Here is a 26,274-nt window from a genome sequence, read left to right on the forward strand (position 1 = left end):
CCTTACTCACGCGCTGGCCGTATCGATGGAGGCTTGCACGGCACCCCCGGACTGCACCACCTGTTGGGCCTGTTCTGTCGTCAAGCCATACTCGGTCAGCAATTGCACCGTGTGCTCGCCTAGGCGCGGAGCGGGGTAGCGCTGCTCCGGTTGGCTCTCGCTCCACTGTTGCGGGATACCCAGCATGCGCAACAGGCCTTCGCTCGGGTGCTGTTGCACCTGGAAGAAGTTGACGGCTTCCATGTGCGGGTCATGCAGCAGTGTCTCAGGGGTGTTCATCTCGATGACGGGAATGTCGGCTTCAGTCAGGATGCTCAGCCACTGCGCAGTCGTCTTGGTTTCGAAGGTGTCGGCCAGGAACTTGTAGAGGTAGCCGATGTTCTCGGTACGGCCGAAGATCGTGCCGTAGCGAGGGTCGTCAGCCATGTCGGGGCGACCGACGGCGAGGAAGAAGCGCTGCCAGTGGCGGTCGGTGTAGATGTTCACGCCCAGGTAGCCATCCTGCGTCTGGTAGGGACGGCGTTCGGCACTCATCATGCGGGCGTAGCCCCAGTCGCCGATCGGCGGCTCGAAGGTATGGCCGTACAGGTGGTCGCCCATCACGAAGTGAGCGAAAGTTTCGAACATCGGCACTTCCACCGATTGTCCGTGCCCGGTCTTTTCGCGGTAATAGAGTGCCATCGCTACCGCGTTGCAGGTTGCCATACCGACGATCCGGTCAGCGATGGCTGTGGCGACGTAGGAGGGTGGGCCAGATTTGCGCGCTTGCAGCACTGGCATGCCCACAGCTGCCTGGATCAGGTCGTCGTAGGCAGGGCGGTCAGCGTAAGGGCCGTTCTGTCCGAAGCCAAAAGCGCCGCAGTAGATGATGCGTGGGTTGATCTTGCGGACATCATCGTAGGTCAGCCCGAGCTTGGCCATTGCCTTGGGGCGCAGGCTATGCAACACCACATCGGCGGAGGCCAGCATGTGCTGGAGGGCTTGTGCAGCCTCCGGGTGCTTGAGGTCCAGCACGGCACTGCGTTTGTTGCGGTTCAGGTGCAGGAAGATTGCGCTCATGCCTGAGTTACGGCAGGGTCCGACGCCGCGCGTGGGGTCACCACCGGGAGCCTCGATCTTGCAGATGTCCGCGCCCATGTCCGCCATCAGCAGTGAGGCATAGGGGCCCATGAAATTAGAGGTCAGGTCCAGTACCCGTACCCCGGAAAGTGGTCCTGCCATGTCGGTTACTCCGATTGTTGTTATTGGATATCAAAGCGTCAGCGGTTAGCCGTGAGACCGGACATGGCCTGATGGCCAGGCCCGGTCTGGCTCCATCAGGTCCGCCGGTACATCGTCACCACGCAGGCACCACCTAGGCCGATGTTGTGCTGCAATGCAATCCGAGCGTTCTCCACCTGGCGTTTACCGGCCTGGCCACGCAGGTGCCAGACCAGTTCGGTGCACTGGGCCAGGCCTGTGGCACCGAGGGGGTGACCCTTGGACATCAGACCACCCGACGGGTTGACGACATACTTGCCGCCATAGGTGTTGTCCCTGTCGGCGATGAACTGCTCCGCGCCGCCCTCCGGGCACAGCCCCAGGCCTTCGTAGCTGATGACCTCGTTGGGCGTGAAGCAATCGTGCAACTCCACGACGTTCACGTCCTGCGGGCCAATACCGGCCGCCTCGTAGACCTGCTGCGCGGCGCTGCGGGTCATATCGGCACCCACCAGGTTCAGCAGATCGAGCTTGCTGGCCTCGGTGTCGGTCGTCATCGACTGGGCCACGATCTCCACGGCATTGGTGATGCCGTGGCGGGTGGCAAAGGCTTCACTGCAAACGATCGCCGCTGCTGCACCGCAGGTGGGAGGGCAGGCCATCAAACGGGTCATGTGAGGATACATCGGCGCAGCCGCCAGCACCTCCTCGACCGTCAAGGGCTTGTTGAATAGGGAGTAGGGGTTGTTCACTGCATGGCTACGGGTCTTCACGGCCACCTTGGCAAAGATGTCCGGGTTGGCACCATAGCGGTTGATGTATTCCCATCCAGCTGCACCGAATGCCTTGATCGCTCGCGGGGCCTCCTGTGGCAGTTGCGGTGCCAGCACATCGCGCCGCTCATGGATCCAGCCCACGGGGGATGTGCGATCAGTGAAGGCACTGCCCAGTGCGCCTGGTTGCATCTCCTCGAAGCCGAACGCCAATGCACACTCGACGACACCTGCCTCTACAGCCTGGCGTGCCAGGAACAGCGCAGAGGAACCGGAGGCGCAGTAGTTGTTCAGGTTGAACACCGGAATGCCGGTCATTCCCACGCCATAGGCCACCCGCTGGCCGCAGGTGCTGTCGCCATAGACGTAGCCGGCAAAGGCCTGCTGCACCTGATCGTAGCGGATGCCGGCGTCCTCCAAAGCACCCTGGATGGCCTTGGCGCCCATGACCTCGTAGGGCTCATGCGCCCCTGGCTTGGCGAACTTGACCATGTTCACGCCAATGATTCTGGCTTTGTTACCCATGTCGGTTCTCCTTCAATGCATCAACTGCAGATCGCTTTCATCGACATCCAGAACGATGCGCAGGATGGCCTGGCACATGGTCTTGCCGGTGAAGTCGATACGCAGACTGCGTGTGGCGCCGCCGCCGAGCGAGTTACGCAGCACGAAGTTCATCGCGTGCAGGGTGCGTACCTCATAACGCTCCACCGGCCCCTTGGACATTTCGCCGAAGAACGCCTTGACGCGCTCTGCGGTCAGGTGCTTTTGCAGCAAGGGGTAGAAGCGCGGCTCTTTGGCGATGACAGCAATGTTGCTGATGTCGCCCTTGTCGCCAGAGCGGGCGTATACCAGGTCTTTCAGTTGCAGCTTGGCCATTTCAAAGCTCCCGGATCTCGACGTTCTGTACGACTTGCTCGCGTTCGATCAGCGTGGGCCAGAGGGCAAACACTTCGCGTGGGGCGGGCGTGTTCAACTGGCCAGTGGAACCGATGGGGCCAGTTCCCATCAGCATCACGCACTCACGGGCGACTTTGCTGGCTTCGGCGCGGTTGGCGCACTTTGCCGCCACGCGAATGCGCACTTCGTTGATGTCCTCGTCGGGCTCGGGGGAGGCCGACCAGTGGCAGGAGTCGACACCGACCATGTCGAAGCGCACTTCCTCGGCCTTCAGGTCGACCATCTCGAAGCGCTTCTTGATGATCTCGAACGAGCGCCGCGCCTTGGCCACGGCATCCGGCCAAGTCACCGAGGACTCGACTTCGCCGATGTAACCGTCGGTGTAGGCGATACCGGCCTTGAGCGTGGCCGGTGCCGGCTTGCCACGGGCGCCCCAGACCTTGACGCGGTCCTTGGCCACTTCCTGCATCTGCACCTGGGTGAAGTCGGTGATGACCTCGGGCATAAGGTAGTTGCCTGGGTCATGCACTTCATAGAGCAGGTGTTCGGTGAGCGTTACCTTGTTGACCAGGCCGCCAGTCCCGTCCACCTTGGTGATGAACAGCTCGCCTTCTTCGTTCACCTCGGCGATGGGATAGCCGATGTTCCAGGGCTCTGGCACTTCCTTCCACAGGCTGGTGATACCGCCGGAGCAGGCCGCGCCGCACTCGATCAGGTGGCCGGCGGTGATGCCGATGGCCAGCCTGTCCCAGTCGTCCCATTTCCAGCCGAATTCATGGACCAGTGGTGCCAGGATGGCGGCGTCGTCGGTCGCGCGGTCGGAGATGATGATGTCGCAGCCGGCCTGCAGCGCCTCCACGTAGCCATAGGCGCCGGAGTAGACGTACGAGCCGACGATGCGTTCACGCACCCGCCCCAGGTCGGTGTCACCGGTGTCCAGGTTGGTGAAGCGCACGCCCTTGTCGAGCAGCTCCTCCACCTTGTGCTGGATGTCGTTGGTGGTGACGATACCCACCTTTAGCCGGGTGATGCCCACCTCCCTGGCCGCTGCCAGGATGGTGTCGGCGCAGGCTTGGGGGTTGGCCGCGCCGGCGTTGGTGAGGATCTTGATGCCTTTTTCCAGACAGATCGGCAGTACGCCGCGCACCACCGCTCGGATGGCCGGCACGAAACCGTGCTCCGGGTTCTTCTGGCGCATCTTCTGCAGCAGTGGAATGGTCGGCTCGCCGAGGAAGTCGTAAGCCAGATACTGCACGTTGCCGTGCTTGGCGATCTCGATGGCAGGGTCGAGGTTGTCACCCCAGAACCCGCTACCGGAGCCGATACGAATGGTCTTCATGGCGATTAGCCTTTCGGGGTAGGCAGGGTGGAGGCCACCAGGGCATCGAGGTCTTCGCGCTTGCGCAGCATCAGCAGGCTCCATTCGCCCTGTTGCACCACATCGCCGTCCTGGTTCAGCACCTGCATCAGGAACTTGATCACACCGTATTTGTCGTCCTTGACCTTCTTGCCGATCACGGTGGCACGGGCATAGACGGTGTCATCGATCAACACGGGCTTGAGAAAGCGCATGTTGTCGATGCCGTAGTTGGCCTGGAAGCCCAGGCCGAACTGCACCAGGCCGGTGGCGATGGAGTAGGTGAGGGCACCTTGCACCAGGCGCTTGCCGAAGCGGGTCTTGGACGAATAAACAGTGTTGGAATGAATCGCGATCCAGTTACCGGTCAGTGCGCAGTAGTTCACCACGTCGGTTTCGGTGATGGTGCGGCCACCGGAGGCGAAGACCTGGCCCTCCTCCAGCTCGTCGAAGGTCTGGTTGATCTGGTTGTTGATCAGGCTCATGGCAGTTTCCTTGTTTCGTATCAGGCGTCGGCTCAGTTCAAGCGCATGGATTTGGCGATGATGGTTCGCTGGATCTGCGAAGTGCCGCCACCGATGGTGCATTGAATGCTTTCGCGCAGGTAGCGCTCCATGTCGGCTTCGGGCAGGTTGGCGAAGCCGCCAAGAATCTGCATGCCATCGAGCGCGCACTGCTTGAGGGTTTCGGAGGCAAACAGCTTGGCCATGGATGTTTCCTTCGGCGCGGATTGGCCTTCGTTCTTGGCTACCGCGGCGCGGTATACGAGCAGGCGTGCAGCATCGACCCGGGTCTGGTTCTCTGCCAACATGTGTTTGAGCACCTGAAAGTTGAAGAGCGGCTGGCCGAACTGGGTGCGTTGGTGCGCATAGCGGTTGGCGTTGTTCACTGCCTCCTGGGCATTGCCTGTATAGGCAGCAGCGACGGCGCAACGCTCAAGTTCAAGGTGATTGAGGATGATTTCATGACCTTGGCCTTCGACACCGAGGATCATGTCACCGGGAATCACAACATTGTCGAGGAAGATCTCGGTGGTGCCGGTTGCATGGCGCGACAACGTGGGGAGCTTGTTGATGACCAAACCCGGAGTCGTGTTTGGGATGAGCATCATGGAGAGACCACCGTGCTTGTCATTCATGTCGGTGCGCACGAGCATTGCAATGACGGTGTCGTTGGCATGCGCGCCGGAGCAGTACAACTTGGAACCGTTGATGACCCAGTCGCCGTTCTCGTTCTTCTTGGCATGGGTCTTCGTCGCGAACACGTCCGAGCCGGCATTGGGCTCGGTCATCGACACGGAGAAACGAATCTTGCCTTCGATGAAGGGCTGGATGTACATGTCCCGCTGCTTCTGCGTGCCGTACTTGGCAATGTTCATGGCGGTGAAGGTAGGCACCAGGATAGAGGCGGCGAAATCGAACCCGTACTTGCCCAAACCTTCGGCCATCAAGATGTAGTCAAAAACGCTGCCGCCGGCGCCGCCTTCCTCTTCAGAGAACAGCAGGCCAAGCCAGCCTTGCTCGGCGACCTTTGCGTAGGCTTCGTAGGGATAGTCACGGTTGATGTCGCACTTGCGGATGTATTCGCAGGTAACTTCTTTGTCCATGAAGCGGTTTACGCTGTCGAGCCACATTTGTTGTGAATCGTCGAGGAAGTTGGCCATCGCCGGGGTCCTTTTAGGTTGTTGTGTAGACACCCCGTAAGCTAGGCCGCAGAGCCCGGCAAACCAAGTTGCGAATTTTGAAGTCTGATTTCGAGAAGATTGAAGTGACGCTCGCTAGGTCGTTTGCTGCGTCTTCAGAGCATGGTTTTCAAGCGCGCGAAAATCTTATGGTGCGCTTGCGAGGTGCTGTGCAGTAAAGCAATGGGAGATGACCACTGCAGGCCGGTCGCGCCGGCCTTTCGTTGCCATAGAGTTGAGTGCAACCGGCCAGCGCAGCGCGTTCACTCTACAGGTAGGTCGAGCACCACCGCTTTGGATTCCAGGAAGGCTTCGAGGCCACCTTCGCCGCCTTCACGGCCAATGCCCGACTGCTTGAAACCGCCGAAGCCGATCGAGAAGTCATAGCGCGAAGCGTTGTGGCCAACCGTACCTGCGCGCAATTGCCGCGCCACCTGCATGGCTCGCTCAGGATCCTGGGTGAACACCGTGGCATTGAGGCCAAAGATGGTGTCGTTGGCCATTTCGATCGCATGCTGCTCGTTGTCGGCGGCAATGACCGATAGCACCGGCCCGAAAAATTCATGCTGGGCCGCGAAGGAGCGATTGTCGACATCGGCGAATACCGTGGGCTCAAAGAAGAACCCGCGTTGCAGGTGCTTGGGCCTGCCGCCACCGGTAGCTAATTTGGCGCCGTCGGCAATACTTTGGGCCACTAGCCGTTCCACGTTGTCTCGCTGGCGTGATGTGGCCAAGGGGCCCATCGTCGTGCCGGTATCGAACGGGTCGCCCGGCACAGCTTCCCTCGCGGCACTTACCAGCGCTTCGACCATCGCGTTGTGCTTGTTGCGAGGCACAATAATCCGGGTCAGGCTGGCGCAAACCTGCCCTGACAGGTAGCTGAAATACGGGGCGCCAAGGGCCTTGGCGGCGACTCCTATGTCGTAGTCGTCCAGCACCAGCGCGGGTGACTTGCCGCCTAGCTCCAGTGTGACCCGTGCTACGCGTTCCGAGGCCACCGCGCTGATGCGCCGCCCTGCCGCAGTGGAGCCCGTGAAGGTGATCTTGTCAACGCCAGGGTTGCTGACCAGCGTCTCGGACACATCGCGCTCGGCCGTCACCATGTTCACCACACCCGGTGGCAGCCCGACCTCCTGACAGACCTGCGCGAACAGATAGCCGGAGCAGGGGGCTTCAGGGGAGTTTTTGATGATGACCGTGCAACCGGCCAGCAGGGCGGGCGCGACCTTGTAGGCGATCAGCCCCGCCGGACCGTTCCACGGAACGATGGCCAGCGTGACCCCCACCGGCTCCTGCACGGCATAGCCTTGGTGACCGCTGCCGGAGGTGATGGGCTTGATGAACGGGTAGGTGTGGGCCAGCGCCGCATACTGGCGGAAAGCGCCACTGAGGTATTGGCCTACGCGAGGTTGGGCGATGCGGTACAGGATGCCGGACTCGATCGTCCAGATACGGGCGAACTCGTCATTGAGTGCCTCAAGGCGCTGGGCGATCTTTTCCAAGTAGCCGGCCCGCTCGGTGGGGGTCATGCGCGGCCAGTGGCCATGGTCGAATGCCTGGCGGGCGGCCTGCACGGCGGCGGCCACATCAGCCTCCTCGGCCTTGGCCACGCGGGCGACGACCTCTTCGGTAGCGCAGTTGAGCACCGCGAAGGTGTCCACTGTAGAGGGTTTGACCCATTGCCCCCCGATGAACAGGCAATCAGCATGGGGGATGTTCAGGGTCTGACCTGGGTTCGTCATGGCGATGGGTCCTTGAAGTGTCAGGCTGCCAAAGTACGGGCGGTGAGCGCGTCGGCACGGATCATGTCCGCTCCCTTTTCACCGATCATGATGCAGGGGGCATTGGTGTTCCCCGTGGGGATGACCGGCATGATCGAGGCATCGATGACCCGGAGCCGACGAAGGCCGTGCGCGCGTAGCTGGGCATCGACCACGGCATCGCCATCGTTGCCCATCTTGCAGGTACCTACCGGGTGCCAGCCTGTTCCGCCGAATCGCTTGATGTAGTCGAACAATTCATCGTCGCTTGTGCACTGCGGGCCAGGTTTGATCTCCTCGACCACCCGTTGCGCAAGCGGCTGCGTCTGCAGGATCTGGCGCAGTTGGCGCAGCCCGGCGATGTGCCGGCGTATGTCGCTTTCATCACTGAAGTAGTTGGGGTGAAGGAGCGGAGCGTCCAGCGGGTTGGCGCTCGCCAGCTCCAGATAGCCGCGCGAGCGGGGTGAGAGCAGCACCACCGAGGCGGACAGGCCTGGGTAGTTGTCGGCGGCGACTTCGCCTGATGCGGTAGCCGAAAAGCTCATAGGATTGAGGGACAGCTGCAGGTCGACCCGTTCGCCCGCTTCACTTCTGGCATACGCCGTCACAGGGGCGGCCCCCAAGGCAAGGTAACCACTGTGCGTGAGCACGTAGCGCGCGCCCTCCAGGTATTTACGCACGCCGTTCAGGCGATGGTTGACCGAGCTGGCCGGCGTGCAGCGCCACGCCATTGAGGCATACCAGTGGTCCTGTAGATTGCGGCCTACGCCCGGCAAATCCCTGCGCACGGCAATGCCGTGGCGTTGTAACTGCGCGGCAGGGCCGACTCCCGAGAGCATGAGCAACTGAGGCGAGGCGAGGGCACCTGCGCTCAGGATCACCTCGCGCGTGGCGGTGATGGCGCGGCGTTGGCTCTGGAGCTGGACTTCCACCCCCGTCGCTTCGTCGCCGTCGAACAGTATCCGCGTCACATGCGCGTTGGTCAGCATGTCGAGGTTGGGGCGGTGACGCACAGGGTGGAGAAAGGCCTTGTACGCCGAGTGGCGTTGGCCCTTCTTGATCGTGTATTGGCGAACCCCGACAGCAGGGTACGGTGGGGCATTCAGGTCGCTGGAACGTTCGATGCCGGTGTTGACGCAGGCAGTGATGAAGTCGTGCGCCGCCGGGTGGAGCTCGACCGGGTCGGTCACGTACAAGGGGCCTTGGTCGCCATGAAAGGCGTTGGCGCCGCGCATGTTGTTTTCCGAGCGCTTGAAGTAGGGCAGCACATCGTCCCAGCCCCAGCCCACGTTACCCAGTTGCGCCCAGCGATCATAGTCCTCGGGTTGGCCGCGCATGTAGATCATGCCGTTGATGGCGCTGCTGCCACCCAGGCCCTTGCCCCGGTCCCATTGCACCTGGCGCCCATCGAGTGTGGGCACGGGCGCGGTCTTGAAGCGCCAGTTGAAACGTTCGCTGCCGAAGAGCTTGGCCATGCCCGCGGGGGTATTGACCCAGAAGTCTTCCATGCTGCCACCCGCTTCGATCAATAGAACGCGAACGTGCGGATCCTCGCTGAGACGGCTCGCTACCACGCAACCCGAGGAGCCGGCACCGACCACGATATAGTCATAGTTTTCCATCGTGCGCCTCTGCCTGCGGGGCGGTCAGATGGGCATGCAATTGTGCGAACGGTTTCATGGTGCCTCCTTGGTTTTTGTTGTGCTTATTGACTCCGCACGCTATCAAACATGGATCAGGCGTCGTAAGCGGCTCGGCTTGACGAATCCTGAAGTGGCGCTTCGAAAATCATGACTTGGAGGGGCCTGGCGGAGTCTTGAAGATGACGGTTCGTCGCGATACTGACGACCGCGACGGGCGTGGGCGCCGCGCAAGATCGCTTGTAGTCGGCAGTACCGTCCATCTGGCGCCTTGTCTTGGTCCTCATACATGAACCCACGCACCTCGCTTCCCGGCACGTCCACCCCAATGCTCACCTGGACCGGCGCTCATGGCAATCGTCTGTGCGGCGATAGCTGGGGCGACCCTTCATCACGGCCTGTCGTGCTATTGCATGGTGGCGGGCAAACCCGGCATTCGTGGCGAAATACCGCACGCCAGCTGGCGCAAGCCGGCTTTCACGCAGTGACCTACGACGCCCGCGGTCATGGTGATTCGAGCTGGGTGGAGGACGGCGACTATGGCGAGATGGCCATGGCGCAGGATCTTGCCTGTGTGGCTCGTACTCTTGCTGGGCGCCCTGTGTTGATCGGCGCCTCGATGGGCGGGATGACCAGCCTACAGGCGGCGGGCGGTGGTGTGGTGGATGCGGCAGCATTGATATTGGCAGATGTCGCGCATTTGTCGTCCGGCGATGGTGTTGGCCGAGTGCGTGAATTCATGATGCGCCACGCCGAGGGCTTCGTATCGCTCGATGAGGCAGCCGACGCTATCGCGCAATACCGTGGGGATGTGCGACGTCAGGGCAACATCGCCGGATTGGGTAAGAACTTGCGCCGCGCCGTGGACGGCCGCCTCTACTGGCACTGGGACCCGCGTTTTCTCCATGCCCGGGGCGACTTGGCCGAGCGGGCTGCACGGCTTGGCCAATGCGCGCGTCGTCTCGATGTACCGACGCTAGTGGTGCGCGGCGAGCATTCCGATGTGCTGACGCGTGAGGCGGTCAGCGAATTTCTGGCGCTGTGCCCTCAAGCTCGAAAAATCGAAGTGGCGGGGGCGGGGCATATGCTGACGGGTGACGACAATAATGCCTTTGGCCAAGTGGCGATCGATTTCATCCGTCAGATGGAGTGATGAGCTGATTCGGCTCAAGCCTTCTGCGAGCAGCCTTGTGTCGCGAAAGGGCTGCCCCGTAGCTCTGGATACGGCGACAGAGACAGATAGGGCCGCGGTGCGGCCCTTCGCACTACAAAGTTGCGCCCACGAGATTCAGAACAGCGACAAGGTGTAGGTCACCAGCAAGCGATTCTGGTCCTGGTTCGGCACCGCCTCGCTGTGCAGCAAGGCATTGAGCCAGACGAAACCTAGGCCTTTTAATGGGCCGCTCTGGATAATGTAGCCCAACGACAAGTCCCGTTCCCATTCGCGCTGGTTACTGCCACTGGCCGTCTTGATTGAGTCTGAGTCCAGATACATGATTGACGCATTGAGGCCAGGCACACCGGCTGCGGCAAAGTCGTAAGCGTACTGCGCATACCGCGTGGCCTGGCCCGCGCGGGTGAAGTTGGAAGCGAGCCGGTCGGTGTACAAGTAGGTGCTGGAGCCAGCTGCCTCAACGCCACCGCTCAGGCTGGCCTGGTTCGGTTGGACAAATGCACTGTTGTCGGACACTTTCTGATAACCGGCCAGCAAGCTGTGCCCGTTAACGGTGTAGGTGAAGGTGGCGCTCCAGGTATCGTTGTCGATTTTTCCATCTCCGCCTTGTGTGAAGCCGGCCACCTGATAGCCCGCATCACCCGAGGCGTTTGCCCCCTGCGCTCGACTGCGGAAGTAACGCAGGTCAGTCTTGAACTTTTGCGTTTCGCCAATGGGCAGCGTATGTACCGCTCCCAGGAAATCCTGGCGGTAATAGTCCTTCAGCGAGGCATGGTAATACTGCAGCAAAAGGTTGCTGCCGAGTGAGTAGTCGGCCCCCGCAAAGGTGAAATTATCGCTTTGCTCGCGCCCTCCGCCCACCGCCAGCCCGGTACGATCGCTCGAGCCACGCCCGGTGGCCTTGTTCAACTTGCCTGCGACCAGGGTGAGCCTGTCGAATTCGTTTGAGGTGACCATAGCGCCCTGGAATGTCTGTTGCAGCAATCGGCCGTCATTGGCGACCAGAATGGGCAGCTTGGGGTATAGCGTACCAGCCAGCAGCTCGGTCTTTGATGCCTTGGCCTTGAAGGTCAGGCCGAGCCTGCTCCATTCGTCCGCGGGGTGATCGCCGTCCGAAGGAATCATGGAACTGCCCTGGTGGCGCCCTCTGCCGCTGTCGAGTGTCACTCCCAGTAGACCCAGGGCATTGACGCCCAGGCCGATGGGGCCATCCGTATAGCCGGACTGGTAGTCGAGCTTGAAGCCTTGTGCCAATTCAGCGGTCTTGGATGGGCCACTGGTGTTGTCGCGAAAATCATTATTGTAATAGAGCGTTCGAAAGCCCAGGTTCAGCCTGCTGTCAGACACGAATTCCGCGCGCGCGGTCATCGGGACGATGGGGCTCAACGCCATGATCAGGACGAGCGGATACAACTTTGATTCGGCCACACTACAACCCTCTTCTTATTTTTTTAAGGTGAACGCGTACCCGCGTCGGCAATGATCTTGCCGACGAGGACCAGCGGGCTTTCTCGGATAACGGACAGGGTGCTCTCGCCCGTGGTGTAACTATTGAAGGGCTAAGATGGTCGCTCAAGTGACCATTCCTGAAGCACAGATTCAGCGTGGGTGAATCGGCCGCAAGTACGCATTGGGACAGAGGTTGGCGAAGTCCGTCAGGCCCATGCGAACAGCAGCAATAGGCAAGCGGGTTGGCGGGTGAGGGGGTATAGTCGAGCTAGCGAGAAGCAGTGGAAGAGGGCGTTCGGACAACAGGTTTCGATCGCCTTCTGATAAATAATGATAAGACGATTGAGACACCTTCAGAGCGCCTATGACTTTCAACAAGATGCACCTCATCCGCCAGGTAGATCTGTTTACCTTGAAGCTATTCCTGTCTGCCGTGGAGGAACAGCAGATTGGCCTTGCAGCGATTCGCGAGAACATCGCGGCTTCGACAGCGACGAAGAGAATCCAGGATCTTGAGGAAATTGCCGGCGTGAAACTCTTGGAGCGTAATCCCAAGGGCGTACTGCCAAGCCCGGCAGGTGCGGTGCTGGTGCGCTACCTGCGCTCGATCTTCGGTCAATTGGATGACATGCGGGCGGAAATTTCCTCCTTCACCGAAGGTGTTCGTGGCGAGGTCCATGTCGCGTCGGCTCGTTCGATCATCGCGCCATTTCTGGCGCGTGAACTAGGCAACTATGCTCATGACTATCCCCTGATCGAGCTGCAACTGAGTGAGGTGGAAAATGCCGAGATCGTGCGCACTGTGGCGCATGGCGAGGCTGATGTGGGCGTTTTTGCAATGGCCCACGAAATTGACCTGAGCGGTGTCGATGTCACCCCTTATCGCAAGGACCGGATGGTAGCCATCGTGCCTCGGGAGCACCCGCTAGCGGGCCGGCAGAGTGTAACTTTCGAAGACCTGGCGCCGGAAAACATCGTTGCGGTGAAAGCTATGATACCGGCTTTCCGGGTAGCGGCGAAACGGTTGGGCCAGGAGTTCCAGACCCGCTTTAATGTCCGTAGTACCGGGGTTGCGATCAGCCTGGTGCAGGCGGGGTTCGGCGTGACGGTGCAGCCAGAGTGCCATGTCAGCCGCGACATGCTCGATACCATCGCAGTGCTCGACCTCGCTGAGCCTTGGGCCAAGCGCATAATTTCGATTGCGACGCCTCACGGGCGTTTGCCGAGCCCGGCGGCTCGTACGCTGCTGGAGTACCTGGCGGGTAGTTCAGGGGGTGTGGAGGTTTGACCTATCCGGCCGTGGGCACTGCTGTCCACGGCCAACGCTCTTGATGGCTAGCCTGGTAGATTGCCCGCGTGTACTTGGCGTTCAAGTGTTTCACGGTGTTCCGGCGCCGCTACTGCGATTAGCCTGGCTGCTCGCTGGGCAAGTGAGAGCCCGCGCAGGTCGGCGATACCGTGCTCGGTGATGATGACGCAGCCATCGCTTCGAGGCACCGTCACAGGCCCCGACAGCGCAGTAACGATTCTGCTCTGGCCACCTGCTGTGGCGGGCAGAGCAATGATTGGCACGCCGCCTCGACTCGATTGAGCGGCGCGCAGGAAATCGACGATGCCACCAACACCGCCTAGGTAGCGACCTCCGGCCATTTCCGAGTTTATCTGGCCGCTGAGGTCGACCTCGATGGCCGAGTTGATCGCCACGAACCGGTCGATTTTCCCCAGCACCTGTGGGTTGTGCGTGTAATCCGTGCCCCGCAACTCCAAAGCACGGTTCATATGAGCATAGCGACGCACCAACTCGCCGCCAATCAACACTCCACCAATGGACACATCGACATCGATGCTCTTGCAACCGTTGGTGATGATGCCTGCCAGCGCCAATTCGGCAATGCCGTCACCAATCGCGCCGGAATGCACGCCGAGTTCTCGTCGGTCGTGTAGTTGCGCCAGTACGGCATCGGGAATATTGCCGATACCGGTCTGCAAGGTGGCGCCATCTTCCACGAGGCTAGCGACATGACGCCCAATCGCGACCTCGATTGGGCCCGGGGCTGATGCGGCAGTGGCGAGGGGCTGGAGGATGCTGGGGATCAGCAAGTCGAAGTCGTTCTCCTGCAGGTAGGGGCCGCCATATGTCCAGGGGATGGAAGTATTGACCTCCGCAAGGACCACCCGCGCCGATTTGAGTGCTGGAATCAGATACTCACGAGCCATACCCAGGCTATAACGGCCCAGCGCGTCGGGGGGCGGAACTTGCAGCATCAGGACATCGATACGCAGTGCCTTCTGCTCTATCAGGCGTGGGAACTGGGAGTAGTGGGCCGGAAGGATATCCAGCACTCCCGCCTGGGCCAGCTTGCGGTTAGAGCCCGTTGCGCAGTACCCCAGAAAGTCGATGGCGTCGGCATGTCCAGGCTCGAGCAAGCTGTTTTGTCCGATACCGAGGAACACGCGTACGCGGCCCAGCGCGTGGCGCTGATTCACCAACGCCTGGATCAAGGTCAAGGGCTCTGCGTTGGCTTGCCCCCACATGATGGTATCGCTAGGGCGAATCAATGAAGTCAGGTCAGGAGCCTGGGCATCGAGCGGAGCAAGGTGTGGTGTATTCATAGGGGCGTCGGATTGTCTGGGCCTGTCGTCAGCCTGATGTTTGGTCTTGCGGGTGTGTGGAACAAATGAATATTTCGCAAGCGCAGCTTCATCGCCGACGAATTGAACGTCGTAGCGACACGCGCAGGATGGCTTTGACAACGGTTCGACCTCATCGAATCGGCGCTTTGAAATTCACGTATTGAACAAGGTGATGCCTGCCTCCAGCATTGTGCTGGCCTCCCTCTTCATAAGGTCCCTTGCGTACTGGGTTCTCCAGGCCAAGGTGGACTTCACATCGATGGTCAACGGTAGACAGATGCAGCTCCCAAAACCCTCCATCAAAGCAGCAGTGCGCAAGTGTTTGCATGGTGATGCGGGAGGGGAGCGCTGATGCGCACGATAGGCAATGAGCAGTCCTCTCGTTTTGAACGGGCCAAGTTGATCGTCCTGGCCGGATTCACGGGTAGCAGTGAATGCTGATGCGTCGCTTGCCGAGCCGAGAGGACCTGTGGTTTTCCCTGCGTACGTTCATTGCCTCGATGCTGGCGTTGTACATTGCGCTTGATCTGTCATTGGCCAATCCAATCTGGGCCATGGGTACCGTCTACATCGTCTCGCAACCGCTGCTCGGGGCGATGCGCTCAAAGACCCTCTATCGTATCGGCGGGACCTTGACCGGTGCGGCCGGAGCCCTACTACTGGTCCCGCCTCTGAGCTCCCAGCCGGTGTTGTTGATCCTTGCTGTAGCGCTATGGTCGGGGATGTTCCTATTCCTGTCGATGCTCGATCGCAGCCCTCGGACGTACCTGTTTCGCTTGCCGGCCTATACCTTGCCGTTGATCGTGTTTCCCTCGGTGCAGGCGCCTCAGTTGGTGTTCGACATCGCGCTGGCCAGAACAGAGGAAATCCTGGTCGGTATCTTCTGCGCCAACCTGGTTGCTGGCCTCGCCCTGGTGCAGCGGGCTAGTCCGGTGATACGCAAGCGGCTTACACAATGGTTCGAACATGTGGCCATGTGGGCACAAGAGCTGATGACAGGGCAGGCCGGTTCGGGCAGCCGACACCAGTTGGTCGTGGAGCTTTCGACGCTGGAGCAGTTGACCACCCACCTGGGTTTCGATACCCCTCACCGGCACGCTGTATCGCTGATGCTGCAGTTGCGCGCGCGAATGCGCCGCCTGCTGCCGCTGCTATCATCGCTGGCGGCGATGCGCCAGGCGCTGCAGCGAGAGGGCAACCTCGATCCGCTATTGCAGTTGCAGCTCAGTCAGGTGGTTGATCAACTGAGCGGCGCGGCAACGGCAGACGCTGCCGGTGAGTTTTCCGATGCCCCTCCACGGCAGAACTGGCCTGGGATCCTGGCGTGGGTCATACGCCGACGCTTGGCCCATTTCCGTGCACTCAATGGTGATTGCCAGCAGTTGCGCAAGCGCCTGATCGATATGAGTCTAGATCGTAGCCCCTTGCTGTATCCCCATGACCGTTTGGCTGGTAACGCCCATCACCTGGACCATGGCCTAGTGCTGTTCTATGCGAGTTCGGTAGCCCTGGGCATAGTCCTTTGTGGCCTGCTCTGGCTGATCTCTGGTTGGACGGCGGGGGCCAATGCCATGGTGCTGGGCATCGTCGCTTGTGCGCTGTTCTGCGCGCTAGACGAACCTGCACCGAAAATGTTGCGTTTTCTCGGCGTGAACCTGGCCAGCAGTGTGCTGGGTGGTCTGCTGTTGTTCGTGGTGTTGCCTCAGGTGGAGACGTTTGAGGCACTGGTGGCATGTCTCATGCTGCCGTGCCTGGCATTCGGGGTACTGATCCTACGCCCACAGTTCAGCACCGAAGCGATGCTGATGATTGTCTTTACCGGCAGCACGCTCGGGCTACACGGCGCATATCAGGCCGATTTCGCTGGGTTCCTGGAGGGGTGTCTGGCCAGTATCGGTGGTGCCTTGGTCGCATTATTGTGGACGATGCTGATTCGGCCCTTCGGCCGTGATGTAACCTTGGCACGGTTGCGCCAGTCCACCTTCAGGGCGCTGGCCCAACTAGCATTGTGTGGTGGCGACGACTACCCACGCCTCACCGCGCGCCTGCATGATCGCCAGGAACTGACCTGGCCCCGTCAACCGGGCATCGATGGCATGGCCGAAGTGCGTTTGGGGTTGGCCTTACTGCATCTGCGCAGGCAACTGCCCTCGATCGATGGCACCGCTCGCAGTGCCGTCGAGGAACTGCTCGACGGCCTTGGGCGGTTCTTCCTGATCTGTGCCGAGAATGGAGGGCTGAGCCTGCCCGATAGTCGCCTGCTGCCGCTCATCGACCGGGCCTTGGGCCAGCTGCTGGCGGGCACCGCATTTGCTGAACAGGACGCCAGCAGCACCCTGGTGGAGCTGCGCCTCATTTGTTACCCCGATGCACCTGCACCGGATTTGTCTGGAGTGCTCGTCCATGCTGGGTGAAGTCGACCTGTACGGTGTCTATTTGCCCAGCCTGTTGCCCATGCTGGCAATTGCCTATGTCGTGAGTACATTGTTGCGAGTGGCTTTGGCCCGATCAGGGCTGTATCGACGACTATGGCATCCCTTTCTCTTCAACCTGGCCTTGTACGTGCTCGTTCTTGGCCTTGCCACTTTCCTGGTATCGGATTGGCCCGTATGACCCGCAAGCTGAATAACCTGCTTCCCTTCATCCCGTCGTTGCTGCTGGCGGCCATCGCAATCCCGGTGGCGGTCCATTTATGGGACTACTACAGCAACTCACCCTGGACACGAGACGGTCGCGTGCGAGCCGAGGTGGTGCAGGTGGCGCCGGACGTTTCCGGTCTGATCATCCAGGTGGCGGTCGAAGACAACCAATTGGTCAAGCGCGGGCAGTTGCTGTTTAAGATCGATCGCAGCCGTTACGAGGCCCTGGTGAGACAGGCGCAGGCAAACCTGATGCAGGCACGAGCGAATCTGGGCCAGGCGCAACGGCAGGCGCGACGCAACCATGTGGTATCCGACCTAGTGGCGCGTCAGCAACTGGAAGAGGGCGATACCCGGGTCGAGCGGGCCCAGGCCACGCTGGCCGCAGCCGAAGCGGCATTGACCCTGGCACAGGTGGACCTGGTCCGAACCGAAGTGCGTAGTCCGGTGGATGGTTATGTCAATGATCAAGTACCGCGTAGCGGTGACTACATCACCACCGGGCGCCCAGTGCTTTCGATTGTCGATGAACACTCGCTGCATGTGGTTGGCTACTTCGAAGAAACCAAGCTGGAGCGTTTGCATATCGGCCAGCCAGTGGAAATACGCCTTATGGGCAGCAATGGTTTGCTGCACGGCCACGTACAGAGCGTGGCTGCAGGTATCGATGACCGTGACCGTAGTTCGGGCGAGGCGCTTTTGCCTAATGTGAACCCGGCTTTCAACTGGGTGCGTTTGGCCCAGCGTGTGCCGGTGCGGGTAGCGCTGGATGACGTACCTGGCGATCTGCGCATGGTGGCCGGGCGCACCGCGACCGTGTCTGTGCTCCAGGAGCTGTCACGATGAAGGCTGAGATTCTTGCCATTATCGTCGGGGTAGTTCTGGGCGGTTGTAGTCTTGTAGGGCCAGATTACAGGGTGGCCGATACTGCTTTGGTACGCACAGAAGCAGCCAATGGGCCGTTCCAGGCGCCAGGGGCGCGGGATCAAGCGGTGCCGGAGCACTGGCGGCTTTACGATGATCCCGAAGTCGAGCAGCTGGTGCGCGAGGCATTGGCAGCCAATACCGACCTTCGGGTGGCCACTGCCCATTTGCGCAAAGCCTTGGCAGTGGAGGCCTCGGTGACTGCTGATAGCCATCCACACGCCAGCGTCGAAGTCGATGCACGTCGTCACCAGGAGGCCCTCGAATCGTCGCCGCTTGGCGTGCGCCCAGGCGTGGTGAACGACGCGGGTGTGGGATTGACGATCAGTTACGATCTAGACCTGTTTGGTAAGCTGGCGCGTGCCGAGCAGGCGGCCCGCGCCGACAGCGATAGTGCCTTGGCGGCGCTGGAGCTTGCTCGCACTGCGGTTGTGGCGCAGACCCTGAGGGCCTATGTTCAGGGCTGCTCGGCGACGCATCAGCTGGCCGTCGCACGGCAACAGTTGGCGCTGCAGGCGCGTAGCGTGGAGGTGGTTGAACGCTTGGCAGCGGTGGGCAGTGGTAGCAAGAGCGATGTCGACCGGGCGCGCACCCAACTGGCCAGCCTGCGGGCCAACCTGCCACCGTTCGAGGCGGCTCGGGATGGGGCTGCGTACCGCCTCGCTGCGTTGCTGGGCAAAACTTCTGCGCAATTTTCCAATGAACGGCCAGCCTGCTCGCGAGAGCCACGTCTGGCCCAGCCTATTCCCGCAGGGGATGGTGGGGCGCTGCTTCGCCGGCGCCCGGACGTTCGCCAGGCCGAGCGCCAGCTGGCTGCCGCTACCGCACGTATCGGCGTAGCCATGGCAGACTTGTACCCGGACATCCGACTGGGAGCATCGGCGGGGCTGGCCGGGCGATTCGGCGACCTTGCCGAACAGTCGGCATCGCATTTCGCTTTCGGCCCACTGTTGAGCTGGACGATACCCGACAGTGGCGCTCGTGCCCGCGTCAAGGCCGCTGAAGCTGACAGCGACGCGGCGCTGGCGAATTTTGATGGTGTGGTGCTTGGTGCATTGCGTGAAACCGAAACTGCATTGACCAATTACTCAAGGGCGCTTGTACGCAATGCTGACTTGCGGGATGCGCGCGACCATGCCAAAGGCGCGGCTGTGGACGAAGACCGTCTGTACCGGGCGGGGCAATCGCCGTACCTGTCCAGTCTCGATGCCAATCGCACGCTGGCGACAGCCGAGGCAGAGCTGGCGGCATCCGATGCACAGGTGGCGCTTGATCAAGTGGATTTGTTCCGAGCCCTGGGTGGGGGATGGCGCGCTGCAGTGTCCGCGAATCGCTCGCCCGTTACAGCATCTTCGCTACCAGCCGCTCACGTTTCTCTACGAGAAAGTCCAACAATGCCCTGATTTTGGCGGGCATTTGTGAGCGCAACGAGAGACAGGCACACTATGGTGCCGTCTCTCGTTGCGCTGGTCTGGCTCCGGCAGCCCTGCTCAGTCCGGTACGTGCTTTCCCGATAGCCTTAGGACAGGTTCTCTTTAAAGAAAGGCACCAGCTTGGCCAAGGCTTGGCGCACAGGCTCGGGCTTGTCATAGAGGTCGTAGTGCGACCAGCCCGGCACCACCACCAGCTCCTTGGGCTTCGACGCTGCACGACCGATGATCTCGCAGCCGTCGCGGTAGGCACCGAATGCACCGACCTTGTCACCCACCACCACCATCAACGGCTGGGTCAGCAACACTTCGGCAAGGTGGAAAGCATCCCAACCCACGGCGTTGCCCTGATGCGAGAGCAGTGAGCGGTTCAATCCATTGGGTTTCTGCCCGCGCGGGGTGCGGTAGTACTCGGTGGCTTCGAATACGTCGATTTCAGTCGCGCCCACGCGTTTGGCGTCTTCTGGAGAAGGCGGCAGCAGGTCATCCACCCGGCGTTCGCCACCACGGGCTTCTGCTGTACGCTGCTGGGCGATGGATTCGAGCAGGGCGACAGGGTTGAAGCCACTGAACCCTTCGCGCATCAGGCGGCCATAGTTCACACCTGTGACGGTGGCCACGGCCTTGATGCGCCGCTCGGTCATCGCCGCATTGATCGAATAACCGCCACCGCCACAGAGGCCGAGTACGCCAATGTGTTGCTCGTCCACATAGGGCAGGGTTGTCAGGTAGTCGGCTACCACCCGGAAATCCTCGACCCGGTGGCTTGGGTCTTCGATGAAGCGCGGCTCACCGCCGCTGGCGCCCTGAAAGCTGGCGTCGAAGGCGATGACCACGAACCCTTCCTTGGCGAGCGCTGTGCCATAGACGTTGCCGGACGTCTGCTCCTTGCAACTGCCGATGGGGTGGGCACTGATGATGGCGGGGTACTTCTTCTGGGCATCGAAGTCCGGCGGGAAGTGCAGGTCGGCGGCAATGTTCCAGTACAGGTTGGGGATTTGGACAGTTTCCATGAACGTGCACCTCGTAGCATGTGATCAGTGATTACGGCATAAGCCTTCAGTCGGCAGCTGCCAGTGCCCCGCCTGATTCCAATACGGCTGCCACTTCGTCCTGGGCGAAGCCATATTCGTGCAGCAGCTCGGTGGTGTGTTGGCCCAGGCGCGGTGCGGGAAATCGCAACGCGCCGGGGGTGGCACTCCATTCGTGAGCCAGGCCAATGGTGCGGATGCGTCCTTCGCTTGGGTGATCCTGCTCTTCGAAGAAGTTCACGGCCTTCATGTGCTCATCGTCGAGCAGTGACTCAGGGGTGTTCATCTGCATCACGCAGATATCCGCTTCGATGAGCAGCTTTACCCACTCGGCACTGGTTCGGGTCTCGAAGGTGTGCGAAAGGAATTCGTACAGCTCACTCATATGCAGCGCCCGGCTGTGGACATCACGATACCGTGGATCCTCGGCCATTTCCGGGCGCCCCACGGCTTCGAACAGTCGTTGCCAGTGGCGATCAGTATAGATCTCCACGCTCAGGTAACCATCCAATGTGGGGAAGGGACGCCGTTCAGAACTGGTCATGCGTGCATAGCCCCAGTCGCCGAGCGCAGGCACGAATGTATGGCCATACATGTGGTCGCCCATCACGAAGTGGGCGAAGGTTTCGAACATGGGCACCGACACCGACTGGCCTTGGCCCGTTTGTCCTCGGTAGTGAAGGGCCGCCAGGATTGCATTGCTGGTGGCCATCCCAACGATGCGATCCGCGATTGCCGTGCCCACATAGCTGGGTGGGCCATCGGTCTTGCGGCTTTGTACCATCGGCACGCCAACGGCAGCCTGGATCAGGTTGTCATAGGCCGGACGCTCGGCGTAGGGGCCGCGCTGTCCAAAACCGAAGGCACCGCAGTAGATGATCCGCGGGTTGATGGCCTGCACCTGCTCGTAGGAAAGCCCGAGCCGTGTCATCGCATTGGGGCGCAGGCTGAATAGCAGGACGTCCGCCGTGGCGATCATGCGTTTGAGCGCTGCGAGGCCGCTGGGCGTTTTGAGGTTCAGCACCAGGCTGCGCTTGTTGCGGTTCAGGTGTAGGAAGATTGCCGCCATGCCCTTGTTGCGGCTGGGGCCGACGTTGCGGGTGGTATCGCCTTCAGGCGCTTCGATCTTGCAGATGTCCGCGCCCATGTCCCCCAGTAGCAGGGATGCATACGGCCCCATGAAATTCGAGGTGAGGTCCAGCACCCGCACACCGGTCAAAGGCCCGACCAGCGTGGAGTGATTGGTCAGTGGGGGGTTAGTGGCACATTGATTCGACATACCGCATTACTCCTGTTTTTGTTATTGCGTCAGTCCGCTACCGGGTGAGCCAGAGGGCTCAATGAATGGTCAGGCCACCGGTGGGGCTGACCGTGGCACCCGTGAGGTACGCAGCATCGTCGGAAGCCAGGAAGGCCACGACGCCCCCGATGTCACCGGGCGCCGCGACACCGAATGGGCTGCTGGCCACGATCTTTTCGTACTGCTTGCGGTGGTGCTCGGAAACACCGCCTTCCTGGCCCCAGGCGGCGTCCCACGACGGGGTGTCACGCACCACGGTGACGCACACGCAATTGACCCGGATCTTATCCTTGGCGAGCTCTTTGGACAGCACCTTGCTGGCCATGATCAGGCCGCCGGAGAACGTGGAGATGGCGGTCTGCCCAGGGGTGGGCGACCTGCCGCCTTCGGAGGTGACGAATACCACACTGCCGCCGCCGCGCTGGCGCATGTAGGGTACCGCTGCCTGCACTACCAGCAGTTTCGCCGCCACGGCTTGCGCCACGAACTGAGTCACCCGCTCCAGGTCGATCTCGGCAAAGGGGCCGCGTACCTGTGGTTGCCGGGCCTCATCGTCGTTGCCCCCGGCGTTGGGTACCACGATGTCTATTCCGCCGAAGCGGCGTGCCGCCTCAGCAGCTACGGCCTGCATGTCGCTTTTCGAGCGCACGTCGCCTGCAACGAAGCAGCCTTCGCCACCCAGGGTGCGTATTTGCTCGAGTACCGCCTGGGCCTTCTTTTCGTCCCGGCCATTGATGACCACACGGGCACCACGGGCGGCGAGTTGCAACGCCACACCCTTGCCAATACCACCCGTGCCACCGGTGACGATGGCGACTTTACCTTCAAGATTGTTCATTGCTACAAAGCCCCTGACTGCATGGTCGAAACTGGCGGTGCCACGCACCGCGCAGGTTTGATGAATATCAAACCCAAGGGTAGGCGCCGACACGGCCCGATCCAACTTGTGCTTTACGAAGCCCTGATTCGGTCGTATTGAAGTTGCGCCTTGGGTGAAACCGGTGCGGCGAAAGGCCTCGTCGCACCGGAGCATTTACATGTTCTGCGGCAGCCAGAGCGTCAACTGAGGGAATACCAAGAGAATCGCGATCGCGATCAATTGGGTGACCACATAGGGGAACGACCCCCTGAAGATCTGCGAGACCGGCGTCTTCGAGTACTTGGACACGATGAAACAGTTCAGACCCACCGGCGGGGTGACCATGCCGATTTCAGCGACAACGATCATGATGATGCCGAACCAGACCAAGTCGAAGCCCAGCGAGGATACCAACGGCGCGACGATGGGCACGGTGAGCACCAGGATGGCCATCTGGTCCATGAAGAAACCCAGCACCAGGTACAGGAGCACCAGCCCAAGCATGATGGTCCAGGGCGACACGTCCAGTGCTCCCACCCAGGCGATCAGGTCCTGCGTGACATGGGTCAGCGCGAACACCATGGCGAATAGTTTCGCGCCCAGGATGATGATGGCGAACATGCAAGAGGTGCGCGCCGCCCGTGCGACCAGCACTTGCAGATCGGGCAGTGAAGCGCGACCGCGGACGACATACAGGACACCAGCGAGCAATGCACCCAGCGCGGAGGCTTCGGTGGGGGTTGCGATACCGGTGTAGATGACCCCTGTGATCGCGGCAAACAGAAGCAGCACCGGCAGGACGCTCTTGAGCAGGCGCAGTTTCTCTGTCAGGGCGACCGGCTCCGACAAAGGTGCGCGCGAAGGGTCGAGCTTGACCAGGGTATAGACCGTGATGACGATCGTCAGGGTTACCAGAATGCCGGGTACTACCCCTGCCATCAGCAGCCTGCCGATGTTCACCTCGGCAATCAGTCCATAGACCACCATCGCGATGCTGGGGGGAATCAGCATCGCCAGGGTCCCGGAAATCGCCACGCAGCCACCTGCCAGGCGCGGCTCATAGCCGTGCTTGAGCATCGCCGGCAGGGACGTGGCCGACAGGGTCGCCGCAGCTGCGGAGGAGGAACCGCAGATCGCCCCGAAACCAGCCCCGGAAAAGGCCGTTGCAATACCGAGCCCGCCGGGAATACGGCCGAACCAGGCCGCGCCGGCCTTGAATAGGTCATCGGTTACGCCCGAGCGAAGCACGAACTCAGCCATCAGCAGGAACATGGGTATGGTCACGAACTCGTAGACCACCGCCGATTCGCGTGGCATCGACCCGAGCATGATGACCAACGCATCGGTACCACCGGCCCACAGAAGCCCAAGACCACCCACGATCGCCATGGCAAAGCCGATGGGGGAACCCAGGGAGATCAGCAGCAACAGGGCAATGAAAAAAGCAACGGCAATCATCTCAGGCTTCCTCGGGTTGTTCGAGAGACGCATCCTGGCCACTGCTCAATAGCAGCGAGCAGTGATGAATCAGTCGCAAGGACAGCAGCCCACTGCCGATACTGATGGGCAAGTAGCTCAACCAGACCGGCCAGTTGACGTAACCCGTGAGAAACTCGGCTGCCTTGAACGACTCGATCATGTTGAAGGTGCTGCCAATGGCGATAACCACAAACACGCAGGCGGCCAGGAGCGAGCAAGCGGTATCTGAAATCAGCTTGGTGCGCGGCCCCATGCGAGTGAGGAACAGGTCCAGTTGGATATGGTCGCCATGCCGGAAGGTATCGGAGATCGCCAGGTAGGAAATAACTACCATGAGGTAGTAGCTGATGACGTCCATTGTCCAGGGAATGGGTGAGTGGAACATGTAGCGGGCAACCGCGTCGGCGCTGATTAGCAACATGGTGATCAGCAAGCAGGTACCCGCAAGCAGTGTGCTGGACTTTTCGAGGGCTTGAATTGTCGATTTCATGGAAAGGCTCTCAGGTAAGCGGCGGGTTATTGTTCTGAAGCCACGAACAGCTGGTGGTATTCCTCAAGCAGTGCACTGCCGTCGTGATGGGCTGCATCCATGACCTGCGCCCAGCTTTCCTTGACCTGTTGCATGGCGAGCGTCAGCTTGGCCAGATCGTCGGCTGGCAACTGTGTCACGATGTGGCCATTGTCCTTGACGATCTGGTTTTTGATCCTGACGTTTTCCTCATCCAGCCATTGGCACAGTGAGGCCTGGGTGGACTGCGCTGCTTGATTCATGATGGTTTTCACATCCGCGGGCAGCGCATTCCACTTTTTGCTGTTCATTGCATACACCACGGCCGTTCCACCCAGGCTTACACCGTCTACGGAGTACTTGAGCTGGTTTTCGAGGGCGTAAGGCGTCAGCGCGTTATAGGGGTAGACGGCGCCGTCGATGGTGCCACGCGACAATGCTTCGTAGACCTCCGAAGCGGAGATCTGCACGGGCACCGCGCCCAGAGCCTGTACCGTCTTTGTCATGGCCGCCCCGGCGCCGCGGATCTTCAACCCCTCCATTGCCTCCAGGCTGGCGGTCGGTTGCTTCGAGGTCATGAAGGTATAGGGTGGCATCAGGGTCACGAACAGCACGTGAAGCCCGTGGCGGTTGTACTCGGATTTACCGATGGTGCCGGTGTCACTGATCATGGTCGCCAGCGTGCGAGTACCCTGGCATATGTTGCTGTACATGTTCGGCAGTTCAGCTACCGTGGACATTGGAAGTTTGTCCGATTCATACGCGGGAATGAAAACAGCTATATCGGCAAGCCCTGAGCGGAGCAGGCTGAAGTAGTCTTTTCCCAATTGTGCGGCGGGGTAGACTTCGAACGTTACCCTGCCGCTTGAGGCCTTCTCCACCGCCTGGGTGAATACGCCACCGCCGTGAGTCCAGGCATAGTGCTTCGCTGAGAAACGGTGAGTGAACTTCAGGTTGATTTGATCCTGTGCCACCGCGGGAAACGCACTGCACAAGCTGGCAAGGGTCAGTACCGTCGCGCATTGAAGTACAGAAGGACGCTGGTGCACGGGGCGCGTCTGAGTGGCAGATGGTTGTGCGGGCGCACGGTTTTTTAACGGTGTCTTCGAACGGAACAACATGGCTGTACCTCTGAAACTGGAATGATCTTGTTGTTGTTTCTATTCCTGTTTGGGTTCGTCGAGTTGATCAGGTCTGTTAGGTCACGGAGTCACTCCTCTGCGATGTATCACCGGGTTCGCAACCTAACCGGAGCGTGGTTGTGCGCGGGTGCGATGTTGGGATAACGATGAAGCAGAGCAGCCGATTGCGCCTGCTGTTTCGGCTGAAGAATTCGCAAGCCCCGATTCGCTCTCGGCGAACCCTGAGACTGCTTCGCCCTAGTCGAATCGACGCTTCGATTTATCGCGTTTGCCCCATGCCCGGTAAGCTCTTAGCCTCATGCAAGAGGGATATTGCCTGTCCCGGTGCTGGCCAGATGCGTGGCCTGTTTCACTTCTGGCAAGCGTCCAGGGGCATTCAAACGCAACGGCAGCA

Annotated in this window: 22 protein-coding genes; 6 read left to right on the plus strand and 16 right to left on the minus strand. The window is 60.7% G+C overall.

Annotated elements, in window-relative coordinates; translation table 11 throughout:
- Positions 1-6: 6 nt before the first annotated feature.
- From AC5O5I_RS13225 to AC5O5I_RS13260, 8 genes are all read right to left on the minus strand, one after another.
- Complete coding sequence (locus AC5O5I_RS13225) at positions 7-1,221, minus strand: CaiB/BaiF CoA transferase family protein (protein WP_209965891.1); 1,215 nt, start codon at positions 1,219-1,221, stop codon at positions 7-9.
- Between the two features lie 95 nt (positions 1,222-1,316).
- Complete coding sequence (locus tag AC5O5I_RS13230; RefSeq protein ID WP_209965893.1) at positions 1,317-2,498, minus strand: lipid-transfer protein; 1,182 nt, start codon at positions 2,496-2,498, stop codon at positions 1,317-1,319.
- 12 nt (positions 2,499-2,510) lie between these two features.
- Positions 2,511-2,852: an AtuA-related protein gene (locus AC5O5I_RS13235; protein ID WP_347275855.1), complete on the minus strand. Its 342-nt coding sequence runs from the start codon at positions 2,850-2,852 to the stop codon at positions 2,511-2,513.
- Position 2,853: 1 nt separating this feature from the next.
- Positions 2,854-4,212: an acyclic terpene utilization AtuA family protein gene (locus AC5O5I_RS13240; protein WP_209965895.1), complete on the minus strand. Its 1,359-nt coding sequence runs from the start codon at positions 4,210-4,212 to the stop codon at positions 2,854-2,856.
- A gap of 5 nt (positions 4,213-4,217) precedes the next feature.
- Positions 4,218-4,715, minus strand: a complete 498-nt coding sequence (locus tag AC5O5I_RS13245) for a MaoC family dehydratase (RefSeq protein ID WP_209965898.1) — start codon at positions 4,713-4,715, stop codon at positions 4,218-4,220.
- 32 nt (positions 4,716-4,747) lie between these two features.
- Positions 4,748-5,893, minus strand: coding sequence for an acyl-CoA dehydrogenase family protein (locus AC5O5I_RS13250; protein WP_209965901.1), 1,146 nt, complete (start codon positions 5,891-5,893; stop codon positions 4,748-4,750).
- Between the two features lie 281 nt (positions 5,894-6,174).
- Positions 6,175-7,653 carry an aldehyde dehydrogenase gene (locus AC5O5I_RS13255; protein WP_209965903.1) on the minus strand — a complete coding sequence of 493 codons (1,479 nt, stop codon included), beginning with the start codon at positions 7,651-7,653 and terminating at the stop codon, positions 6,175-6,177.
- Between the two features lie 20 nt (positions 7,654-7,673).
- Positions 7,674-9,293, minus strand: coding sequence for a GMC family oxidoreductase (locus tag AC5O5I_RS13260; RefSeq protein ID WP_209965906.1), 1,620 nt, complete (start codon positions 9,291-9,293; stop codon positions 7,674-7,676).
- Between the two features lie 307 nt (positions 9,294-9,600).
- Here AC5O5I_RS13260 and AC5O5I_RS13265 point away from each other — a divergent pair, with 307 nt between their 5' ends.
- Positions 9,601-10,464, plus strand: coding sequence for an alpha/beta fold hydrolase (locus AC5O5I_RS13265; protein WP_209965908.1), 864 nt, complete (start codon positions 9,601-9,603; stop codon positions 10,462-10,464).
- Positions 10,465-10,599: 135 nt separating this feature from the next.
- On the opposite strand, the gene AC5O5I_RS13270 is transcribed toward AC5O5I_RS13265, so the two are convergent.
- Positions 10,600-11,877: an OprD family outer membrane porin gene (locus AC5O5I_RS13270; protein ID WP_209969815.1), complete on the minus strand. Its 1,278-nt coding sequence runs from the start codon at positions 11,875-11,877 to the stop codon at positions 10,600-10,602.
- A 421-nt stretch (positions 11,878-12,298) separates the two neighbouring features.
- On the opposite strand from AC5O5I_RS13270, the gene AC5O5I_RS13275 reads away from it, so the two are divergent.
- Positions 12,299-13,222 carry a LysR family transcriptional regulator gene (locus tag AC5O5I_RS13275; RefSeq protein WP_209965911.1) on the plus strand — a complete coding sequence of 308 codons (924 nt, stop codon included), beginning with the start codon at positions 12,299-12,301 and terminating at the stop codon, positions 13,220-13,222.
- A gap of 47 nt (positions 13,223-13,269) precedes the next feature.
- Here the strand turns inward: AC5O5I_RS13275 and AC5O5I_RS13280 are convergent, their stop codons facing one another.
- Positions 13,270-14,688, minus strand: a complete 1,419-nt coding sequence (locus AC5O5I_RS13280; RefSeq protein ID WP_245355149.1) for an acetyl-CoA hydrolase/transferase family protein — start codon at positions 14,686-14,688, stop codon at positions 13,270-13,272.
- A 314-nt stretch (positions 14,689-15,002) separates the two neighbouring features.
- Between AC5O5I_RS13280 and AC5O5I_RS13285 the strand changes: the two genes are divergently transcribed.
- The 4 genes from AC5O5I_RS13285 to AC5O5I_RS13300 are packed head-to-tail and all read left to right on the plus strand — an operon-like array spanning position 15,003 to position 19,534.
- The gene (locus AC5O5I_RS13285) at positions 15,003-16,982 is read left to right on the plus strand and encodes an FUSC family protein (protein ID WP_209965913.1); all 1,980 of its coding nucleotides are present in this window, start codon (positions 15,003-15,005) and stop codon (positions 16,980-16,982) included.
- Positions 16,972-17,181, plus strand: coding sequence for a DUF1656 domain-containing protein (locus tag AC5O5I_RS13290; RefSeq protein ID WP_209965915.1), 210 nt, complete (start codon positions 16,972-16,974; stop codon positions 17,179-17,181). Before AC5O5I_RS13285 ends, AC5O5I_RS13290 begins: the two co-directional genes overlap by 11 nt.
- Positions 17,178-18,053, plus strand: a complete 876-nt coding sequence (locus tag AC5O5I_RS13295) for an efflux RND transporter periplasmic adaptor subunit (protein ID WP_209965917.1) — start codon at positions 17,178-17,180, stop codon at positions 18,051-18,053. Before AC5O5I_RS13290 ends, AC5O5I_RS13295 begins: the two co-directional genes overlap by 4 nt.
- Complete coding sequence (locus tag AC5O5I_RS13300; RefSeq protein WP_209965919.1) at positions 18,050-19,534, plus strand: efflux transporter outer membrane subunit; 1,485 nt, start codon at positions 18,050-18,052, stop codon at positions 19,532-19,534. Before AC5O5I_RS13295 ends, AC5O5I_RS13300 begins: the two co-directional genes overlap by 4 nt.
- A gap of 116 nt (positions 19,535-19,650) precedes the next feature.
- Here AC5O5I_RS13300 and AC5O5I_RS13305 read toward each other — a convergent pair whose 3' ends face one another.
- The 6 genes from AC5O5I_RS13305 to AC5O5I_RS13330 form a co-directional block, all read right to left on the minus strand.
- Positions 19,651-20,574: an alpha/beta hydrolase gene (locus AC5O5I_RS13305; protein ID WP_209965921.1), complete on the minus strand. Its 924-nt coding sequence runs from the start codon at positions 20,572-20,574 to the stop codon at positions 19,651-19,653.
- A gap of 46 nt (positions 20,575-20,620) precedes the next feature.
- Entirely contained in the window at positions 20,621-21,871 is a 1,251-nt protein-coding gene (locus tag AC5O5I_RS13310; RefSeq protein WP_209965923.1) for a CaiB/BaiF CoA transferase family protein, read from the minus strand.
- Positions 21,872-21,929: 58 nt separating this feature from the next.
- Entirely contained in the window at positions 21,930-22,730 is an 801-nt protein-coding gene (locus AC5O5I_RS13315; RefSeq protein ID WP_209965925.1) for an SDR family NAD(P)-dependent oxidoreductase, read from the minus strand.
- A gap of 195 nt (positions 22,731-22,925) precedes the next feature.
- Positions 22,926-24,209 carry a TRAP transporter large permease gene (locus tag AC5O5I_RS13320; RefSeq protein WP_209965928.1) on the minus strand — a complete coding sequence of 428 codons (1,284 nt, stop codon included), beginning with the start codon at positions 24,207-24,209 and terminating at the stop codon, positions 22,926-22,928.
- 1 nt (position 24,210) lies between these two features.
- Positions 24,211-24,720 carry a TRAP transporter small permease gene (locus AC5O5I_RS13325; RefSeq protein ID WP_209965930.1) on the minus strand — a complete coding sequence of 170 codons (510 nt, stop codon included), beginning with the start codon at positions 24,718-24,720 and terminating at the stop codon, positions 24,211-24,213.
- Between the two features lie 26 nt (positions 24,721-24,746).
- Entirely contained in the window at positions 24,747-25,859 is a 1,113-nt protein-coding gene (locus tag AC5O5I_RS13330) for a TRAP transporter substrate-binding protein (RefSeq protein WP_209965932.1), read from the minus strand.
- Positions 25,860-26,274 lie beyond the last annotated feature (415 nt).

This window comes from Pseudomonas sp. 9_2_1 (assembly GCF_059295275.1).

What these genes read in the sequence shown, in the direction of transcription:
- AC5O5I_RS13225 (WP_209965891.1), bottom strand. Translation starts at nt 1,221, where the DNA reads ATGGCAGGACCACTTTCCGGGGTACGGGTACTGGACCTGACCTCTAAT.
- AC5O5I_RS13230 (WP_209965893.1), bottom strand. Translation starts at nt 2,498, where the DNA reads ATGGGTAACAAAGCCAGAATCATTGGCGTGAACATGGTCAAGTTCGCC.
- AC5O5I_RS13235 (WP_347275855.1), bottom strand. Translation starts at nt 2,852, where the DNA reads ATGGCCAAGCTGCAACTGAAAGACCTGGTATACGCCCGCTCTGGCGAC.
- AC5O5I_RS13240 (WP_209965895.1), bottom strand. Translation starts at nt 4,212, where the DNA reads ATGAAGACCATTCGTATCGGCTCCGGTAGCGGGTTCTGGGGTGACAAC.
- AC5O5I_RS13245 (WP_209965898.1), bottom strand. Translation starts at nt 4,715, where the DNA reads ATGAGCCTGATCAACAACCAGATCAACCAGACCTTCGACGAGCTGGAG.
- AC5O5I_RS13250 (WP_209965901.1), bottom strand. Translation starts at nt 5,893, where the DNA reads ATGGCCAACTTCCTCGACGATTCACAACAAATGTGGCTCGACAGCGTA.
- AC5O5I_RS13255 (WP_209965903.1), bottom strand. Translation starts at nt 7,653, where the DNA reads ATGACGAACCCAGGTCAGACCCTGAACATCCCCCATGCTGATTGCCTG.
- AC5O5I_RS13260 (WP_209965906.1), bottom strand. Translation starts at nt 9,293, where the DNA reads ATGGAAAACTATGACTATATCGTGGTCGGTGCCGGCTCCTCGGGTTGC.
- AC5O5I_RS13265 (WP_209965908.1), top strand. Translation starts at nt 9,601, where the DNA reads ATGAACCCACGCACCTCGCTTCCCGGCACGTCCACCCCAATGCTCACC.
- AC5O5I_RS13270 (WP_209969815.1), bottom strand. Translation starts at nt 11,877, where the DNA reads ATGGCGTTGAGCCCCATCGTCCCGATGACCGCGCGCGCGGAATTCGTG.
- AC5O5I_RS13275 (WP_209965911.1), top strand. Translation starts at nt 12,299, where the DNA reads ATGACTTTCAACAAGATGCACCTCATCCGCCAGGTAGATCTGTTTACC.
- AC5O5I_RS13285 (WP_209965913.1), top strand. Translation starts at nt 15,003, where the DNA reads ATGCTGATGCGTCGCTTGCCGAGCCGAGAGGACCTGTGGTTTTCCCTG.
- AC5O5I_RS13290 (WP_209965915.1), top strand. Translation starts at nt 16,972, where the DNA reads ATGCTGGGTGAAGTCGACCTGTACGGTGTCTATTTGCCCAGCCTGTTG.
- AC5O5I_RS13295 (WP_209965917.1), top strand. Translation starts at nt 17,178, where the DNA reads ATGACCCGCAAGCTGAATAACCTGCTTCCCTTCATCCCGTCGTTGCTG.
- AC5O5I_RS13300 (WP_209965919.1), top strand. Translation starts at nt 18,050, where the DNA reads ATGAAGGCTGAGATTCTTGCCATTATCGTCGGGGTAGTTCTGGGCGGT.
- AC5O5I_RS13305 (WP_209965921.1), bottom strand. Translation starts at nt 20,574, where the DNA reads ATGGAAACTGTCCAAATCCCCAACCTGTACTGGAACATTGCCGCCGAC.
- AC5O5I_RS13310 (WP_209965923.1), bottom strand. Translation starts at nt 21,871, where the DNA reads ATGTCGAATCAATGTGCCACTAACCCCCCACTGACCAATCACTCCACG.
- AC5O5I_RS13315 (WP_209965925.1), bottom strand. Translation starts at nt 22,730, where the DNA reads ATGAACAATCTTGAAGGTAAAGTCGCCATCGTCACCGGTGGCACGGGT.
- AC5O5I_RS13320 (WP_209965928.1), bottom strand. Translation starts at nt 24,209, where the DNA reads ATGATTGCCGTTGCTTTTTTCATTGCCCTGTTGCTGCTGATCTCCCTG.
- AC5O5I_RS13325 (WP_209965930.1), bottom strand. Translation starts at nt 24,720, where the DNA reads ATGAAATCGACAATTCAAGCCCTCGAAAAGTCCAGCACACTGCTTGCG.
- AC5O5I_RS13330 (WP_209965932.1), bottom strand. Translation starts at nt 25,859, where the DNA reads ATGTTGTTCCGTTCGAAGACACCGTTAAAAAACCGTGCGCCCGCACAA.